The sequence below is a fragment of the Alteromonas sp. 5NS40-0096 genome, assembly GCF_057544385.1.
On record NZ_BAAJLQ010000001.1, the window covers coordinates 187,299 to 203,534 of the forward strand.

Here is a 16,236-nt window from a genome sequence, read left to right on the forward strand (position 1 = left end):
AAATTTTAACCGATGTGAAGTGACTGCACACTGACCATCGATATTTAACAATGCGGAGTTTTAGCAATGCCTAAAATGAAAACTGTGAGTGGTGCAGCGAAGCGTTTCAAGAAAACGGGTTCTGGCCGCTTTAAAAGCAAACAGTCTCACTTGCGTCACATTTTGACCAAGAAGAGCTCTAAGCGTAAACGTCACCTTCGTGGCAAAAAATTGGTTCATACGTCTGATACTGCACTAGTACAGCGCATGCTACCTTACGTTTAATAGTAGGAGACTGAATAATGGCTAGAGTAAAACGCGGCACAATCGCACGTGCTCGTCACAAAAAAGTCCTAAAGCAGGCAAAAGGTTATTACGGTGCACGTAGTCGTGTATATCGCGTTGCGGTACAAGCTGTAACTAAAGCTGGTCAATACGCTTATCGTGACCGTCGTCAGCGTAAACGTCAATTCCGTCAACTATGGATTGCACGTATCAACGCTGCGGCACGTCAAAATGGCATGTCTTACAGCCGTTTCATCAACGGCCTTAAGAAAGCGTCTGTCGAAATCGATCGTAAGATCCTTGCCGACATCGCTGTACATGACAAAGCGGCTTTCAGCGCATTAGTCGAAGCGGCTAAAGGCGCATTAGCTTAATTAAATTTTAATTAAGTTTAAGTTCTTTCGGGAAACGGCGAGCAGGATGCTCGCCGTTTTTCGTTTCAGCTTGAAAAAATAGCGAGAGGGAAGCGTTCAGTAATCAGAATTGCCGCTTTGCCTGCTAATAAAATGCGATAGGTTCTATACACGTGGGCCTGAGATTGTTCACTGCCTTTAGATAAGGGACTGTCGGTTACACCGATTTCAAGTACTTCTCGATAAGACTCCATTCCTGACTCGCGAATCAGCTTACCAATACCAATTTCGCCATCCAGCAACGCCTGTCTGAAGGGGGCTGGAATCAAGGTTGGGCAAACGATAGAAAATGCAGTAGCGTAATGGTGTTTACTTTGCTCTCCCTCCAATTCGACTTCACGAGTCAGTACGGTTTCATCGGCTTGCAAATGTAACCAAGGAATTTCACTCTCGGTTTGCTTTAACGATTGTGCAAGAGGTTTCACATTTACCGGCTCCCAAAAATACGCTTCGAGGTGTTTAGTCACTGTGCCATCGGTAATGAGTAGCGTGCGTAAAAATGGCGGTAGGTCTCGCATTTGTATCCCTTCAGTTTCGCTGCATCGTTCTAATTCCCAGTCTTCTGCGAAACCAGCTTTACTGAAAAGCGTAAGGGTTGTGCTGTGTTTTTTGTCGTAATACGGCTTGATCATCTTTTCAATCTTTTACTTTAACTCCCGCAGTGTAGTCGCTTGCAAGGGTGGGGTGCAACTGCCTGAGCCGCATTCTCTTGCCTCTGTCGTGGTTTATCATTTGCCATGGCTTCGAAGACGTAACGGCTACAAACACGTGTTGACGTAAAAAAGACTGGTGTTGAACAAAATCTAGGCAGTAAAGGCCTGTAGGTTTGAGTCGCTCAGTAAAAAATGCCTCAAAAGTGGTAATAATCAGCTTGTTAGGGTGGTTCAAATACTCAACTGGTGTAGAATACCCATTTTTATTTTAGGCATACTGCGCGGTGAAAAAATAAGGCCTGCGAAGTAATGTGAAAACAATGCCAAATTGGGGAAATCATGGAGCTTGAAGCTATCATCAACCAAGCAAAAGAGTTGGTTGACGCTGCCGAAGATGCAGCCACACTTGACCAAGTTAGGGTTGAGTTCATGGGTAAAAAAGGGAAGCTTACCGACCTACTAAAAGGATTGGGCAAGTTGTCTGCTGAGGAACGTCCTGCAGCGGGTCAGAAAATCAACGAAGCCAAACAGCAAATCCAACAAGCAATCACGGTTAAAGGTGACGCATTACGCCAGGCAGAAATGAACGCTAAACTTGCGTCCGAAGCGATTGATGTGACTCTACCTGGTCGCACGGAACAACCTGGCAATCTACATCCAGTCAGCCGTACGATTCAACGTATTGAATCTTTCTTTAGTGAGCTTGGTTTTGCCGTTAAAACGGGTCCTGAAGTCGAAGATGGTTTCCACAATTTTGATGCGTTAAATATTCCGGCTAACCACCCAGCTCGAGCCGACCATGATACGTTTTATTTCAATCCTGATGTCATGTTGCGTACACAGACATCTGGCGTTCAGATTCGCACGATGGAAACAGAGCAGCCGCCGTTGCGCATTATTTCTCCGGGCCGTGTTTATCGAAATGACTACGACCAAACACATACCCCAATGTTCCACCAAGTCGAAGGCTTGATGGTAGATAAAAATGTAAGCTTTACTGAGTTAAAAGGCATTCTTCACGACTTCTTGCAAAACTTTTTTGAAGAGTCACTGCAAGTGCGTTTTCGTCCGTCTTATTTCCCGTTTACCGAGCCATCAGCTGAGGTCGATGTAATGGGCAAAAATGGTCAATGGTTAGAAGTATTGGGTTGTGGCATGGTTCATCCGAACGTGCTGCGCGCCGTGAATATTGACCCTGAAGAGTACACAGGATTTGCTTTTGGTATGGGCGTTGAGCGCCTAACAATGTTGCGATATGGAGTTAATGACCTTCGCGCATTCTTCGAGAACGATGTTCGATTCCTCAAGCAATTCAATTAAGGCAAAACGCAAATGAAATTCAGTGAAAATTGGTTAAGAGAGTGGGTTAACCCATCAGTTAGCACTGCTGACCTTGCAGAGCAACTTAGTATGGCTGGCCTAGAGGTTGATGGTGTAGAAGCGGTCGCAGGCGACTTTTCTGGCGTCGTTATTGGTGAAGTAGTGGAGTGTGGTCAGCACCCTAATGCCGATAAGTTGCGCGTGACTAAGATCAACGTGGGTGCAGACGAATTGCTAGATATTGTCTGTGGTGCGCCAAATTGCCGTCAAGGCTTAAAAGTCGCCGTTGCAGTGGTTGGTGCCGTATTGCCAGGCAACTTTAAAATCAAGAAAGCAAAGTTACGTGGTGAACCTTCATTTGGCATGCTTTGTAGTTTCTCAGAGCTAGGTATCAGTGATGATCACGATGGGATTATCGAATTGCCACTTGATGCGCCTATTGGTCAGGACATTAGAGAGTACTTAGGGCTTAATGACAAGACTATCGAAATCGACCTGACGCCAAACCGTGCCGATTGTTTAGGTATTCGCGGTGTCGCCCGTGAAGTGGGTGTGTTGAACCAAGCAGATGTCACCGAACCTCAAATTGAAGCTGTGGCTGTGACAAGCGACGCTGAACTGCCAATCGTATTGAATGCACCCGATGGTTGCCCACGTTATCTTGGACGAGTAATTAAAAACGTCAACGTAAAGGCTCAGTCACCATTATGGCTAACTGAAAAGCTTCGTCGTTGCGGTGTGCGCAGTATTGACCCTATTGTTGATGTGACTAACTTTGTGTTGCTTGAACTCGGTCACCCAATGCATGCGTTTGATTTGACGTCGATTAAAGGCGGTATTCAAGTTCGTTATGCTTCAGAAGGTGAGAAGCTTGTACTACTTGACGAAAGCGAAGCTGAACTCAAACCCAACACCCTCGTCATCGCGGACGACGAGAAGCCACTCGCGATGGCTGGAATTTTCGGTGGTTTACACTCAGGTGTGACAACCGAAACCCAAGATATCTTGCTAGAAAGCGCGTTTTTTAATCGCGATGCAATCATGGGGCGTGCTCGCCAATATGGTTTACATACAGATGCATCTCATCGCTATGAGCGTGGCGTGGATTACACGCTTCAAGCCACGGCGATGGAGCGTGCGACTGCACTGATTTTGGAAATCTGTGGCGGTGAAGTTGGCCCAGTAATAGAAGCGGTTGACGAAGCACAATTGCCTTCATCAGCAACCGTCACATTGCGCAAAACGCGTTTAGCTCGCGTTTTGGGAATCACTGTTGAAGACAGTCAAGTCGAAGATATTCTTGTACGTCTTGGTTTATCAGTCACACCGACTGAGGACGGTTGGCAAGCGGTAGCGCCAAGCTACCGTTTCGATATTGCCATCGAGGAAGACCTGATTGAAGAAGTCGCGCGAGTTTATGGCTACAACAATATACCCAATGTCGCCCCAACTGCGCAGTTGAACATGATCCCTGCACAGGAATCTGCACTTTCACTGAATGCTGTGAAGCAAGTGTTGTTGCAGCGCGGTTACAATGAAGCCATTACCTATTCATTTGTTGACCCTAAAGCGCAATCGGCTTTGTTCCCCGATATGAATGGATTGACGTTACCGCATCCAATTTCTGCTGATATGTCAGTAATGAGAGTATCAACGTGGCCTGGCTTGTTGGCTTCGTGTGCCTACAATCAAAAGCGCCAACAGAACCGAATTCGTTTGTTTGAAACTGGGTTACGCTTCATTCCTAATGCACAAGAACCCTCTGGCGTGACGCAAGAAGCTGTCATAGGTGGCGTAATTGCTGGCCGTCGTCATAAAGAGCATTGGGATCAAGACGACAATGCCGTTGATTTCTTTGATGCAAAAGCCGATGTTGAAGCGTTACTGGCGTTGACTTGCAAATCGGCAGAAGTTCGCTTTGAAACTGCTCAACACAGCGCCTTGCATCCGGGCATGAGTGCTCGTATCGTATTGGATGATAAAGAGATTGGCTGGTTGGGAGCCTTGCATCCACAATTTAATAAATTATTGGGTGTAAGTGGCAGACCTTTTGTATTTGAACTTAAATTACAAGACGTACTTGCTCGTGATTTACCGCAAGCGCAGGCGATTTCTAAGTTCCCAGCGAATCGCCGAGATATTGCTATTTTGGTTAAAGATGAGTTAAGTGTCGGTGATATTGTTTCTTTTGTCGAAAAAATTGGCGTAAATCAACTAGTTGGCCTAAACTTGTTCGACGTGTATAAAGGTCAGGGAATTGAACCTGGGTTCAAGAGCTTGGCATTATCACTGGTATTGCAGGATCCTGACAAAACATTGGAAGAATCGGAGATTCAACAGGCAGTTGATACAATTGTTCAGGGCCTAGAATCTGAGTTTGGGGCAGCGTTAAGAGAGTAAACTATGGCATTAACCAAAGCCGAGATGGCTGAGCACTTATTCGAAAAATTGGGTATTAACAAGCGTGATGCTAAGGATTTAGTCGAGGCATTCTTTGAAGAAATAAAAGAAGCTCTTGAATCTGGTGAACAAGTGAAACTGTCCGGTTTTGGCAATTTTGACCTTAGGGACAAGAACGAGCGACCGGGAAGAAACCCAAAAACTGGGGAAGATATTCCAATCAAAGCACGTCGTGTTGTGACGTTTAGACCAGGTCAGAAGCTGAAGAGCCGAGTTGAGAACTCTAAGCCTCCAGCCGAGTAAAACGACCCCATAGTGTGACTTGTCGCACTCGCCAAACCGATTTGATCGTTCCATTATAAAAGCGGGGCTTAAGCCCCGTTTTTCTGTTTTTTAACTTCTAGATACCTATTGTAGTCAATCACTATGAAGAAAATTTTTGTCGTTGTGGCTATCATCGCTGCAATTGTTGGCGGGCGCTTAGTTTTTCTAGCGCAAACTTCTGCTCCAGAAGTGAAACAGGCACCGATTCCCATCATTTCTATTGACCAGATCTTGACCGCAACAGACTTGGTGGCCGGCGTTAAACAGGCCGTGAAGAATAAAGACGAGCAATTGTTTGCCCAGTGGATGGAGCAAGCGTATCAGGTTGGTGTGGCCGGCCAATTATCAGAAGATGATCTCGCCTACTTGAAGTCGAATCAATGCGCGGATTACCTGCGTTTCAATGCCAAGCGCTCTTTGTTCAACGATGAATTTGAACTTCGCTACAAAGCGCTGTTACCCATCGATGATTTAGTGGCAAAGTACCCTGAAGCAGCGGATTTGATTTCACAAGCTGATGCACTGTTGCTCAAGCGCGATAGTCTCATTGAGCAGATGGCACAAACCCTAGCCGGTAGCGAGCCTGTTCAAACAAGCCACATCGAACGCGCGAGACAAATGTGGCTAGAGAAGTACACAGCCACTGAAGGTGGTTGATGTCACAACCTTGTCGATGGCAAATTCTTTTTTAGGCCTATACATTTTGAACTTGCAGCTTTTGGGATTTTGGTAATACTAAAGAGAGACAGCAGTTCGCGAAGGCATTCTTTGTATCGATAATGATTGACTATGATAAGTGGATACGAGAAGAGCAAAAGGATTTAGTTCCCTTAGACAAATGGCAGCGCACCGTTTCGGTCATGTCGCGCGTGTTCAAAGCGCCCGCTGGCTTCTTGGTCCAACACACCTCCCAAGGGTACCAAGTGGTACTTAGCTGCAAACAAAAGAGTAATCCTTATCCCGCTGGGGCGTTCATTCCCAGTGACACCAATATTTTTTGCCGTAAAATTGTCGAAACTCGGGATGCACTCTACGTCCGTAATGCCAAGTTAGACCCGTATTGGGATACCAACCCCGAGGTACATAACGACGGCTTTTTGTCCTACTTCGGCTTGCCGGTGTTTTGGCCTGACGGCACGGCTTTTGGCACCATTTGTGTCATGGATTATGCCGAAACGAATTATCAAGACGAGTACCTTGATTTGATGGTCCAACTTCGCGATTTAGTTGAAGGGGACTTGAAACTGGTAGAACAGTTCGTGGCGATGTCAGATATTGCTTTTCACGATGATCTTACAGGGCTCGAGAATCGTCGTAGCTTCTTGATGGAAGCCGAGCATCGGTTGGCATTAGCGCGGCGATCAGAGCAACATCTGGGTTTACTCTATCTCGATTTAGATGGGCTTAAAGCCATTAATGATAGCGGCGGGCATGAAGCGGGAGACCAAGCGATTCAAGCTTTAGCCATCGCCATCAAATCGACTATCAGAGAAAGTGACTTGGCGGCGCGAATGGGGGGCGATGAGTTTGCGATTTTAAGTTCGTGTGACACCCAAAGTGACCTAGATAATTTAGTCTCTCGATTGGCATCTTGCTTTTGTGCAAATGAGGTTAACGCCAGTATCGGTGCGGTGTTAATCGAAGACCATAAATCTCATATTCAACGCTGGTTGAATAAAGCCGACGAAAACATGTACCACGTGAAAAAAGCAAAACAACAAGGTAGCACTAGTTAGCGCGCAACCACCCGATACTGATCAGATAACGACGCCCCATCTCGACTTTAGTCACACTGTGTTCACTAATATCGGGGCGAAACAATTTGATTCGCTTGGTTTCGAAAATTGGATTGCTGCAGTGAAATTCACCGCCTTTTTGAGCATTGACCAATACAATGTTTAATCGGTAATGTCGGCCGGCTTTTACTGGATCGGTATGAGCTGGGATTTCACTCCCTTGATGAAAACGCAACAAATACACATCAAATTTTAATCCCCATTTGCAGAACAACAACAGCATCTTGTCATAGCCACTGTTTTGGCGGCCTCTATGCCAACGAAACAAAGAATGAAAATGGGTGTTCAACGGTCAATACGCTCCAATTTCGGCGACTTTTGCATTCAGCAGTTGGCACAAACTCGATGGAGAAATCTGAATTTCCAGCCCACGTTTACCGCCACTGACTAAAATAGTGTCGAAAGATTGGCTAGAGGCGTCTAATACCGTAGGTAGTTGCTTCTTTTGTCCAAGTGGGCTAACACCACCCATGATGTATCCAGTCGTTCTCTCTACCTTGGTCTTGTCGGCCATCGCTGCTTTTTTGCAACCCAGGGCTTTTGCTAGTTGTTTTAAATTTAACATTCGATCTGCCGGAACAACGCCCACGGCAAGGCGCCCATCGTCTGTTTCTACTACCAGTGTTTTGAACACTTGGGCAGGGTCAATATTCAGTTTCTGCGCTGCTTCCATTGCGAAGCTGCCAGCACCGGGTTGATGAACAAACTTCAATACTTGGTGAGGCAGCTTCTTATCAATCAGCATGTTAATCGCTGGTGTCATTGAAGCCTCAGCCCGCAGGGGTAATGGTCAGCGTATGAACAATGGTTTGAGGTAACAAAGGCGTTTGTCTTTGTTCGACGTAATCATCAAACCCAATTCGATAGTAATCCGATAATGGATGGCCTGACTGGCCTCCAGGTAATGTTAGAATGGCCTTGTCCAAATGGCCGGGTTGCACGAATAAACGCTCTGAGGCGCCGAAAGCCGGCCCCTGAACCGCAGGCATATAACTATCTCCGAATCCAGGATATTCCACCATATTGAGGTGTTTTCCTACAATCGGGAGTTGAGCTGCAATGGGGTGCTGAACTTTGAGGGCATTTACCCGTCCCCAATTGAGCGAGGACAAGTCTTCACTTTCCCCGAACTCATCGACCAGCTGTTGCTTGCTATCGTCGTACTGCGCAAGCAGAAATGACTGCCAGTCGCTAAAATCGCTGGGTAACCAATTGTCAGGTTGCTGTTCCAATATGGTTCTAATCGCAGGTTCAGTATGTCGTAGCACTGGCGACAAGCTCAGCCCTTTCTCTTCCAAATGATTGGCCAGTGGTGATAGCAGAGCGTTAGTCACTTGAGAACGAAAACGCCGAGCTAAGGTGTAACCAACAGATTCAGGGCAAGCGCACTTACCCCAATTTTCGAGAGCGGTGATGTCAATACTGTAGTCTTTGTCACTGGCTTTGAGCAGTGTTAGCAGCCTTTCATGCCAACGTTCGATAAATCGGGCCTCGTTATCGAGTTGGATGGCGTAAAAACGCGCTTCATCAAATTCCTCAAACTCAAACATTCGATCTCGAATTTGTAATTGCCGGGCGCCCATCGCATAGCCACCATCACCAAAGCGGCCGAGGTCGTCCGTTGAAATGACTCTCGCATTACCGGTCCAAATACGGCCATGTTCAGGGTTTAAGTTGACGGGCAGCTCAGTCTCGTCTTCTTTCCACAGCGCTGAATAGGCTGATTGTGGTATGGCGGACATGGTTGGTTTTTTTCTCGCGGTGACGGCACCACCCGGCGTCCATGAGGCGTTACCGTGTCTGTCGACCATAGTCACGTTTTGCACAGGGATGCCAATCCGATGAACAACGGGAAGCGCCTGCTCAATTGACGTTTTAACGCCAAGTTCCATAATATCTAAGTCAACGGCATACGGCTGATGCGCTACCCATTGCAATGCATAGCGTTTTGAGTCAATGGTTTTGACCGGACCAAACTCACTCATCTCGATATCAAATTGTACATCGCCATCAGGGGTTTTTATGATCTCCTTTTCTACCTGCGATGGGGTGTCTGAGTCCAATACAATCCAGTCGACATTGTCTAAATTCGCATTGGTAAATCCCCATGCGATATAATCATTAGTGCCGACAACAACGCCGGGTAAGCCGGGTAAGGTTACGCCCGTAACTTGGACATTTTGACCGTTTTCTTGGTAGTTAATTTGGCCTCTATACCAAATTATCGGTACGCGGAGCCCCAAGTGCATGTCGTTAGCCAACATACCTGCTTGTGTGGCCGTTAAGGCACCGGTGACTGCCCAGTTATTACTACCGATATCGAGGGGTTCTTCGATGTGAAGATATGCAAGTGCTGATGGGGTGAGGCTCGGAATCTCAGGAGACTTCACATCAATACTGCCATCATAGGCAGATTGGTACTGGCTAGGTTGAGTTAAAAACGCCACCATATCTTCACCGTAAGCTCGCTCAATTTCCGACAGTGCGAGATCTCGGTCGACTTGGCTAGCTTGTAAGCTCATGTACATACTGAAGGCAACGAGAACCGAGTCTTCTGGTTGCCAAGGGCTGACATCAAATTGGGTTAAGAGGTATTCGAATGGTAACACTGACATTTCCGATATCGCTTGATTGACACCAGCAGCGTAGTGATCCAATACGTCCTTTTGCCATTGGGGCAAGTTAGCAACGATGAGTTTGGCCCGTTTTCTAAATTGGTGGAAACGAGCGCGCTTATCGACGTCTAACAAGCCTTTTCCTAGCCACTCAGACAATTCCCCCGCAGCGGCTCGGCGTTGGGCATCCATTTGAAACAACCGATCTTGGGCGTGAGCATAGCCCAATCCAAACACGGCGTCATTGAGCGTATCAGCACTGACTACAGCGTGGCCCAAGCTGTCTCTTTCTATTTTGACATCCGCGCCAACAGCTGAAGAAGAAATATTGCCATCTAGGGAGGGTAAACTGCCAATCAAGGCAAAGTAGATAGCTAAACTCCCAACCGCAACGAGACCAACAAGGGTGATCAATGCCCATTTAATCCAATTTAGCACGTGAGTTACTCCGTTTTTTTCTCTATCCTACCGACTCACCGAAATGAAATGAAGCACTGATAACGAAATGTTAACAAGTAGACTTCTAATAACAAGAATAGAGGGGAGCGCATGGGGCCATTAATGTTGGATTGCCGTGGCGAGGAATTACTTGCAGAAGAACGAGAAATGATTGCACATCCCACGACAGGTGGCGTGATTTTGTTTACTCGAAACTATTTTGATACGGCTCAACTAGCGCACTTAGTAAAACAAATTCGGGGCGCAGCAAGGGGCGACATTATGATTGCAGTTGACCACGAAGGTGGCCGAGTGCAGCGTTTTCGCGAAGGGTTCACTTCCATTCCGGCAATGGGGGCGATCAGTGCTTTGGCGACGAGTCGCTATAGCAGCAAAGATATCGCCATCGATTGTGGGCGGGTATTAGCTTACGAGTTAAAACAATGGGATATTGATTTGAGTTTTGCGCCGGTTCTTGATGTGGATGGTATCTCTAACGTTATTGGCGATCGCAGTTTCAGCGCTTCGCCTCAAGAGGTGATAGCGCTCGCTGAGCAACTCATTGGGGGGATGCATGAAATGTCCATGCCAGTGACAGGCAAACATTTCCCAGGCCATGGTAGCGTTGAGGCCGACTCCCATATTGCCAGTCCTATTGATGACCGAAGCCTTCAAGAGATAGAGGCGTTAGATTTATTGCCGTTTAAACAGTTGATAGCTGAAAACGCCCTTGATGCTATTATGCCCGCACACGTGGTTTATCCTCAGTTATGCGACAAACCAGCGGGTTTCTCTCCGTACTGGATGCAAACGGTGTTGCGCCAGCAACTCGCTTTTGATGGCGTTATCTTTTCTGATGATTTATCAATGGAAGGTGCAGTTGCCACCGGTAGTTTCACACAAAGAGCTGAAGCCGCAATGGAAGCAGGGTGCGACATGGTCTTGGTGTGTAATCACCCACAAGGGGCCGCTGAGGTTTTAGATAACTTATCTCGCGAATATGATCAAAACAATCGCCGTGAGCGTTTGGTCAACAGGACGTTGTCAGCTGACGCTAAACTCAACTATGCTAATGCAATGAAAAGGCTGAACACCGTTATTGTATAACGGTGCCCTCAGGTTCTTGCTCTGCGGCTGGCCTTTGGTAGCGACGTAATTCAATCACAAAGCCGAACAACGGATGGTCAAAGTAATGAACTTGCTTGCTGATCACCCGACGTAATTGATTGAAGGGGACAGACACGAGCTGATATTGCTGTTCTGACGTTGCGTTATTTTGTGCGTCGGATTCAATCAAAGTCGCTTGCCTAAATGCTAATTGACTGTCTATGTGCAAATAAGGCACCCGATTGATGTACTTCAGAAAGATTTTTACTCCGCCATCGAGTTCCCAAATTGGAGAACGCGCCGCGTCGTTTGCTTCTTCAGTACCTAAATCCTGCTCTAATTGCGTAAAACGCGCAAAGGGTACAGTTGGATGTTCAAGTGCGATGTCATCGATAGTGCTAAAAATGTCTTGCTCAGCGGGCACAATAACGGGTTCGGAAACGGTGTTTTCTTCAATTGGCGTAAAGGCTTGAGCGCTATCTATTGCAACATCGATAACTCGCGCCTTGCCATCACCATCATATTGCTCAGCGAAGTTAGTTCCGGCAAACAAGCGCACAGTATCGGCCTCGTCTTGGCCGAATTTGACTTCTTGACGCCATGCAACATGTAAGATTCGCTCTAAGCCTTTTCTCCAGCGAATCTGTTTAGATAATTCAGCCAGTTCGAATTGTTCTTCGCTTAGAGCATGAGGCTGAACTGAGCGGTCCCAGTCTTTACCCATCACAACTATCGGCGTGCGAGCTAAATCAGGCAGACGGTTGTCGGTGATGTGGCGAACCCACTGGGAACCGTCAAATTGTAGCCAGTCAGTGGCGGGATTACAGTCTTTTAGTGTGGCTGCAAATACTGCACTATCGTAAGCCTTGGGGCCATGGAAATAGAGCCATTGTTCAGCGATGAGATCACCGGACCAAAGCAGGTCGCCCGTGTCGTCAACGGGAACTAATACTGTCTCAGACGGGGCGGGTATGGTCTCGTTAAGCGCTTCTGTTTGTTGTAACAAATCCTCAGCAATCATTTGAGCCTGTTCATTGCCCTCCAACAAGGCCTGAGCCTCGTCATGCGCAGCAAGCGCTTCTGGCGTCAGTGATTGACGCCAAGACTCGTACATTGCACCAATATCCTCCAAAGAGGGCGTGTCGTACCAAATCGGGCTGATGGGAGTATCACACTGCCCAAGGTTTTGTTTTACCCAAGCAATGTCAGGGTAAAGTGATTGAGATATCACGTCCCACGTATACTGAACGTCACTAAAATCTTGTGACAAGGGAAATTGCTCTTGAAGCGCATTGATATCGACATTGCGTTTGAAAGCAATAACCTCAACATCAAACCACCAATCATCTGCAGCTTGGCTCGCACTGCTAAGTACAAGTAGTGCCCCTGACAACCACGCCTTAATTTGCATTACTTTTGCGTCTCCTTGGCTAAATCACCGATTACCTTCTCTACCATACCTAAACGGTCGCTCGCCGTCTCGGTTTTCTTGGTTAATCGCAGTTTTTGGCTACCTTCAAATTTAAATTCTTGGGGGCGAGTTTGAACCAGTTGAATGATGTAACCCGGGTCAACTTTTGTTGTGTCCTTGAACTCCATCGTACCACCGTTACCGCTCAACTCTATTTTAAGAATGCCAATGGCTTCAGCTTGCAACTTCAATTTAGCGACCTTGATGAGATTTTTCGCCGCATCAGGTAACAAACCAAACCTATCGATACACTCAATTTGAAATTCATCAATCTCTCTCGCATCTTTGCAAGATGCGAGTTGTTTATACAAAGACAAGCGCGTGTTCACATCAGCGATGTAATCCTCTGGCAGCAACGCCGGAATTCGCAACTCAATTTCGGTATGTTGACTCAATGATTCGGTTAGAGTGGGTTCTTTTCCTTCTTTAAGCGCCGTCACTGCTTGTTCTAGCATTTCCATATACAAGGTGAAGCCGATAGAAGCGATTTGTCCTGATTGATCGTCCCCAAGTAATTCGCCAGCACCGCGAATTTCTAAATCGTGTGTGGCTAACGCAAAGCCTGCACCCAGATCTTCCAGTTCCGCGATGGCATCAAGCCGCTTTTTGGCATCCTTGGTCATACGTTTGGGATGAGGCGTTAACAAATAGGCATACGCTTGGTGATGAGAACGACCCACACGACCACGTAGCTGGTGCAATTGTGCTAAGCCAAGGTGGTCTGCGCGATCCATTATGATGGTATTCGCCGTCGGAACGTCAATCCCGGTCTCAATAATAGTGGTGCACACCAACACGTTGTATCGCTGATGGTAGAAATCGCTCATCACGGTTTCCAGCTCACGTTCACGCATTTGACCATGTCCGACTGCGATGCGGGCCTCGGGTACAATTTCAGCAATCTCTTCGGCCGTGCGTTCTATGGAGTCGACTTCGTTGTGTAAGAAGTACACTTGGCCGCCACGAAGAATTTCACGCATGATGGCTTCGCGTATTACTGCCTTGTCTCTTTGCTGAACAAAAGTCTTGATCGACAAGCGCTTCGCCGGTGGGGTGGCAATGATGGATAAATCTCGCATTCCTGACATTGCCATATTCAATGTACGAGGAATGGGTGTCGCTGTCAGAGTGAGAATATCAACATCTGCGCGCAATGCCTTAAATTTTTCTTTCTGCCTTACGCCAAAGCGGTGCTCTTCGTCAATGATCACCAAGCCCAAATCGGCAAACTTTACGTCGTCTTGTAGCAGTTTGTGCGTGCCTACAATGATATCGACGTTACCCGAAGCAATACCGTCGATCACTGTCTTCTGAGCTTTGCCACTGACAAAGCGAGACATTACTTCAATATTAAACGGCCAGTTTGCAAAGCGATCTTTGAAGTTTTCATAATGTTGTTGTGCGAGCAGAGTCGTTGGCACCAGAATAGCGACTTGCTTGCCTTGGTTGGCGGCCAAGAATGCTGCTCTCATAGCCACTTCAGTCTTACCGAATCCAACGTCGCCACAGACCAATCTATCCATCGCTTGAGGGCTACCCATGTCCTGAATGACGGCATTGATAGCGTGTAACTGGTCGGCAGTTTCTTCGAATGGAAAACTGTCAGCGAAAGACTGATAATCTTCCCATTCAATACCATAGGCAAAGCCAGGTTTTGCGGCGCGCTTTGCGTACACATCGAGTAGTTCAGCTGCGACATCTCTGACCTTTTCCGCCGCTTTGCGTTTTGCTTTGGTCCAGGCTTCAGAACCTAAATTGTGAATTTGTGCGGTATCTGGGTCGCCACCACTGTAGCGTGAAATTAAATGCAATGACGAAACGGGAACATACAGTTTCGCTTGTTTGGCGTACTCAATGGTCAGATATTCAGTTGCAACGCCGCCAGCATCCAGAGTTTGTAACCCCAAGTAACGCCCAACACCATGATCTAAATGGACAACCGGCTGCCCAACAGCAAGCTCTGCCAAATTGCGAATGATAGCACTTTCGTCAATGCTGGAACGGCTCTCACGAAGACGTCTTTGGCTGACTTTATGTCCGAGTAATTCTGTTTCTGTGATGAACAGTAATTCGCCATCCGTATTGTGCCAAGTAAAGCTGTGCTCCACCATTCCAATCGAAATACCAATGGCGTCGTGGCTAGCGAGAAACGCATCGAAACTATCGATGTTTACCGGGTGAATTTTGGCCTTGCCCAGTAATTCTAATAGGTTTTCTTTACGCCCTTCAGATTCCGCGCAAAACAATACTTTGGCGCCTCTGTCCTGAGCTTCTTTGAGGGTTTGCGTAAGCCTCAGAGCGGGGTCTTTCTTTTGCGGATTAAATGCAATGTCGTTAAGCCTTGGGCATTGCATGTCATGTCGACCAGCTTTGTCATCGGGCAGAGCATCAGTTAAAGAGACTCTTGGCCATTGTTTTATCGCCCCGAACAAGTCATTAACGGGAATGAATAACTCAGCAGGAGATAACAATGGTCGCGCTAAGTTATACCTGTGTTGTTCGTAACGCTCGGACAAATCTGCCCAATAAAACTCACTGGCGTCATTGATATCGCCGTGAAGCAGCAGTAATGCATCGGGGTGAAGGTAGTCAAATAACGTAGCCGTATCATTGAAAAACAAAGGCAGGTAGTATTCAACGCCACTTGGCATGGTACCTTTTGAGACCTGAGAAAATACCGATTCTTGACTATTGTTCGCGTCAAACTTATCGAGAAACTGTTGGCGGAAGAGATTGATCGCCGCTTTGTCCGTTGGAAATTCTCGCGCGGGGAGTAACTTTATTTTATCGACCTTATCTGTCGAACGTTGGGTTTCCGGATCGAAATAACGAATGGAATCGATTTCGTCGTCAAATAAATCTAACCTAAAGGGTTGCTCGCTGCCCATAGGAAAGAGATCGATAATGCTGCCACGTATTGAAAACTCACTGTGACTCATTACCTGGCTGACATGCAAATAGCCACTTAGCTCTAATTTTCGCCGAAAGTTATCACGGTCTAGGTTTTGCCCCGTCTCCAACATGAGTAGGTATTGACCTAGATAGTCGACAGGCGCCAATCGCTGCATCAAGGTGTTGATTGGCACAATAAAGATGCCTTGTTCTCTTTGGGTCAACCGGTAAAGGGTTTCCAAGCGTTGGGAAACGATATCCTGATGGGGCGAGAACATGTCATAAGGCAAGGTTTCCCAGTCGGGAAACAAGGTGACATGCTGGTTGTGGTCATTGAGAAAATACCCCAGTTCTTTTTCGAGCTTCAACGCACTCGGTGTGTCCGCGGTTATTAAAATAACCGGCCCTTTGTGCTGATGGCTGGCTTGGGCTACAGCTAATGCTTGGCTGCTACCTTGGAGATGCCCCCAAATCTGATGATCTTGCACATTTGCCGATGATTTGGCTTTGGGGAGTGGTAAAGCGAGTAGTGAGGCTGTCATG

Annotated in this window: 14 protein-coding genes; 8 read left to right on the plus strand and 6 right to left on the minus strand. The window is 47.0% G+C overall.

The window, feature by feature from the left end:
• Positions 1-66: 66 nt before the first annotated feature.
• Positions 67-264 (plus strand): 50S ribosomal protein L35, encoded by a 198-nt coding sequence (gene rpmI / locus AC27G9_RS00950; protein ID WP_487070085.1) that lies wholly within the window; start codon positions 67-69, stop codon positions 262-264.
• A gap of 17 nt (positions 265-281) precedes the next feature.
• Positions 282-638 (plus strand): 50S ribosomal protein L20, encoded by a 357-nt coding sequence (gene rplT / locus AC27G9_RS00955; protein ID WP_012518092.1) that lies wholly within the window; start codon positions 282-284, stop codon positions 636-638.
• Between the two features lie 65 nt (positions 639-703).
• On the opposite strand, the gene AC27G9_RS00960 is transcribed toward rplT, so the two are convergent.
• Positions 704-1,309, minus strand: coding sequence for a chorismate--pyruvate lyase family protein (locus AC27G9_RS00960; RefSeq protein ID WP_487070090.1), 606 nt, complete (start codon positions 1,307-1,309; stop codon positions 704-706).
• 357 nt (positions 1,310-1,666) lie between these two features.
• Between AC27G9_RS00960 and pheS the strand changes: the two genes are divergently transcribed.
• From pheS to AC27G9_RS00985, 5 genes are all read left to right on the plus strand, one after another.
• A complete protein-coding gene (gene pheS, locus AC27G9_RS00965) occupies positions 1,667-2,650 on the plus strand; it encodes a phenylalanine--tRNA ligase subunit alpha (RefSeq protein WP_487072027.1) in 984 nt (327 codons plus the stop codon).
• 12 nt (positions 2,651-2,662) lie between these two features.
• Positions 2,663-5,050, plus strand: a complete 2,388-nt coding sequence (gene pheT / locus AC27G9_RS00970) for a phenylalanine--tRNA ligase subunit beta (protein WP_487070092.1) — start codon at positions 2,663-2,665, stop codon at positions 5,048-5,050.
• A gap of 3 nt (positions 5,051-5,053) precedes the next feature.
• Positions 5,054-5,353, plus strand: a complete 300-nt coding sequence (gene ihfA, locus AC27G9_RS00975) for an integration host factor subunit alpha (protein ID WP_487070094.1) — start codon at positions 5,054-5,056, stop codon at positions 5,351-5,353.
• A gap of 123 nt (positions 5,354-5,476) precedes the next feature.
• Positions 5,477-6,031, plus strand: a complete 555-nt coding sequence (locus tag AC27G9_RS00980) for a hypothetical protein (protein WP_487070096.1) — start codon at positions 5,477-5,479, stop codon at positions 6,029-6,031.
• A 122-nt stretch (positions 6,032-6,153) separates the two neighbouring features.
• The gene (locus AC27G9_RS00985) at positions 6,154-7,110 is read left to right on the plus strand and encodes a sensor domain-containing diguanylate cyclase (RefSeq protein WP_487070098.1); all 957 of its coding nucleotides are present in this window, start codon (positions 6,154-6,156) and stop codon (positions 7,108-7,110) included.
• Here the strand turns inward: AC27G9_RS00985 and AC27G9_RS00990 are convergent.
• The 3 genes from AC27G9_RS00990 to AC27G9_RS01000 form a co-directional block, all read right to left on the minus strand.
• On the minus strand, positions 7,103-7,393 hold the full coding sequence (locus AC27G9_RS00990) for a 2OG-Fe(II) oxygenase (protein ID WP_487072029.1): 291 nt from the start codon (positions 7,391-7,393) through the stop codon (positions 7,103-7,105). The genes AC27G9_RS00985 and AC27G9_RS00990 overlap by 8 nt on opposite strands.
• A gap of 69 nt (positions 7,394-7,462) precedes the next feature.
• Positions 7,463-7,933, minus strand: coding sequence for a Cys-tRNA(Pro) deacylase (ybaK, locus tag AC27G9_RS00995; protein ID WP_487070100.1), 471 nt, complete (start codon positions 7,931-7,933; stop codon positions 7,463-7,465).
• Positions 7,934-7,940: 7 nt separating this feature from the next.
• Positions 7,941-10,223: a penicillin acylase family protein gene (locus tag AC27G9_RS01000; RefSeq protein WP_487070102.1), complete on the minus strand. Its 2,283-nt coding sequence runs from the start codon at positions 10,221-10,223 to the stop codon at positions 7,941-7,943.
• Positions 10,224-10,334: 111 nt separating this feature from the next.
• Here AC27G9_RS01000 and nagZ point away from each other — a divergent pair, with 111 nt between their 5' ends.
• Positions 10,335-11,330: a beta-N-acetylhexosaminidase gene (nagZ, locus tag AC27G9_RS01005; protein WP_487070104.1), complete on the plus strand. Its 996-nt coding sequence runs from the start codon at positions 10,335-10,337 to the stop codon at positions 11,328-11,330.
• Here nagZ and AC27G9_RS01010 read toward each other — a convergent pair.
• Entirely contained in the window at positions 11,320-12,741 is a 1,422-nt protein-coding gene (locus AC27G9_RS01010) for a CsiV family protein (RefSeq protein ID WP_487070106.1), read from the minus strand. The genes nagZ and AC27G9_RS01010 overlap by 11 nt on opposite strands.
• Positions 12,741-16,235: a transcription-repair coupling factor gene (gene mfd, locus AC27G9_RS01015; protein WP_487070108.1), complete on the minus strand. Its 3,495-nt coding sequence runs from the start codon at positions 16,233-16,235 to the stop codon at positions 12,741-12,743. The genes AC27G9_RS01010 and mfd overlap by 1 nt, the downstream gene beginning before the upstream one ends.
• Position 16,236 lies beyond the last annotated feature (1 nt).

Bases quoted from the DNA above. Each gene is read 5' to 3' on its own strand.
- rpmI (WP_487070085.1), top strand. From the start codon at position 67: ATGCCTAAAATGAAAACTGTGAGTGGTGCAGCGAAGCGTTTCAAGAAA.
- rplT (WP_012518092.1), top strand. From the start codon at position 282: ATGGCTAGAGTAAAACGCGGCACAATCGCACGTGCTCGTCACAAAAAA.
- AC27G9_RS00960 (WP_487070090.1), bottom strand. From the start codon at position 1,309: ATGATCAAGCCGTATTACGACAAAAAACACAGCACAACCCTTACGCTT.
- pheT (WP_487070092.1), top strand. From the start codon at position 2,663: ATGAAATTCAGTGAAAATTGGTTAAGAGAGTGGGTTAACCCATCAGTT.
- ihfA (WP_487070094.1), top strand. From the start codon at position 5,054: ATGGCATTAACCAAAGCCGAGATGGCTGAGCACTTATTCGAAAAATTG.
- AC27G9_RS00980 (WP_487070096.1), top strand. From the start codon at position 5,477: ATGAAGAAAATTTTTGTCGTTGTGGCTATCATCGCTGCAATTGTTGGC.
- AC27G9_RS00985 (WP_487070098.1), top strand. From the start codon at position 6,154: ATGATTGACTATGATAAGTGGATACGAGAAGAGCAAAAGGATTTAGTT.
- AC27G9_RS00990 (WP_487072029.1), bottom strand. From the start codon at position 7,393: ATGCTGTTGTTGTTCTGCAAATGGGGATTAAAATTTGATGTGTATTTG.
- ybaK (WP_487070100.1), bottom strand. From the start codon at position 7,933: ATGACACCAGCGATTAACATGCTGATTGATAAGAAGCTGCCTCACCAA.
- nagZ (WP_487070104.1), top strand. From the start codon at position 10,335: ATGGGGCCATTAATGTTGGATTGCCGTGGCGAGGAATTACTTGCAGAA.
- AC27G9_RS01010 (WP_487070106.1), bottom strand. From the start codon at position 12,741: ATGCAAATTAAGGCGTGGTTGTCAGGGGCACTACTTGTACTTAGCAGT.
- mfd (WP_487070108.1), bottom strand. From the start codon at position 16,235: ATGACAGCCTCACTACTCGCTTTACCACTCCCCAAAGCCAAATCATCG.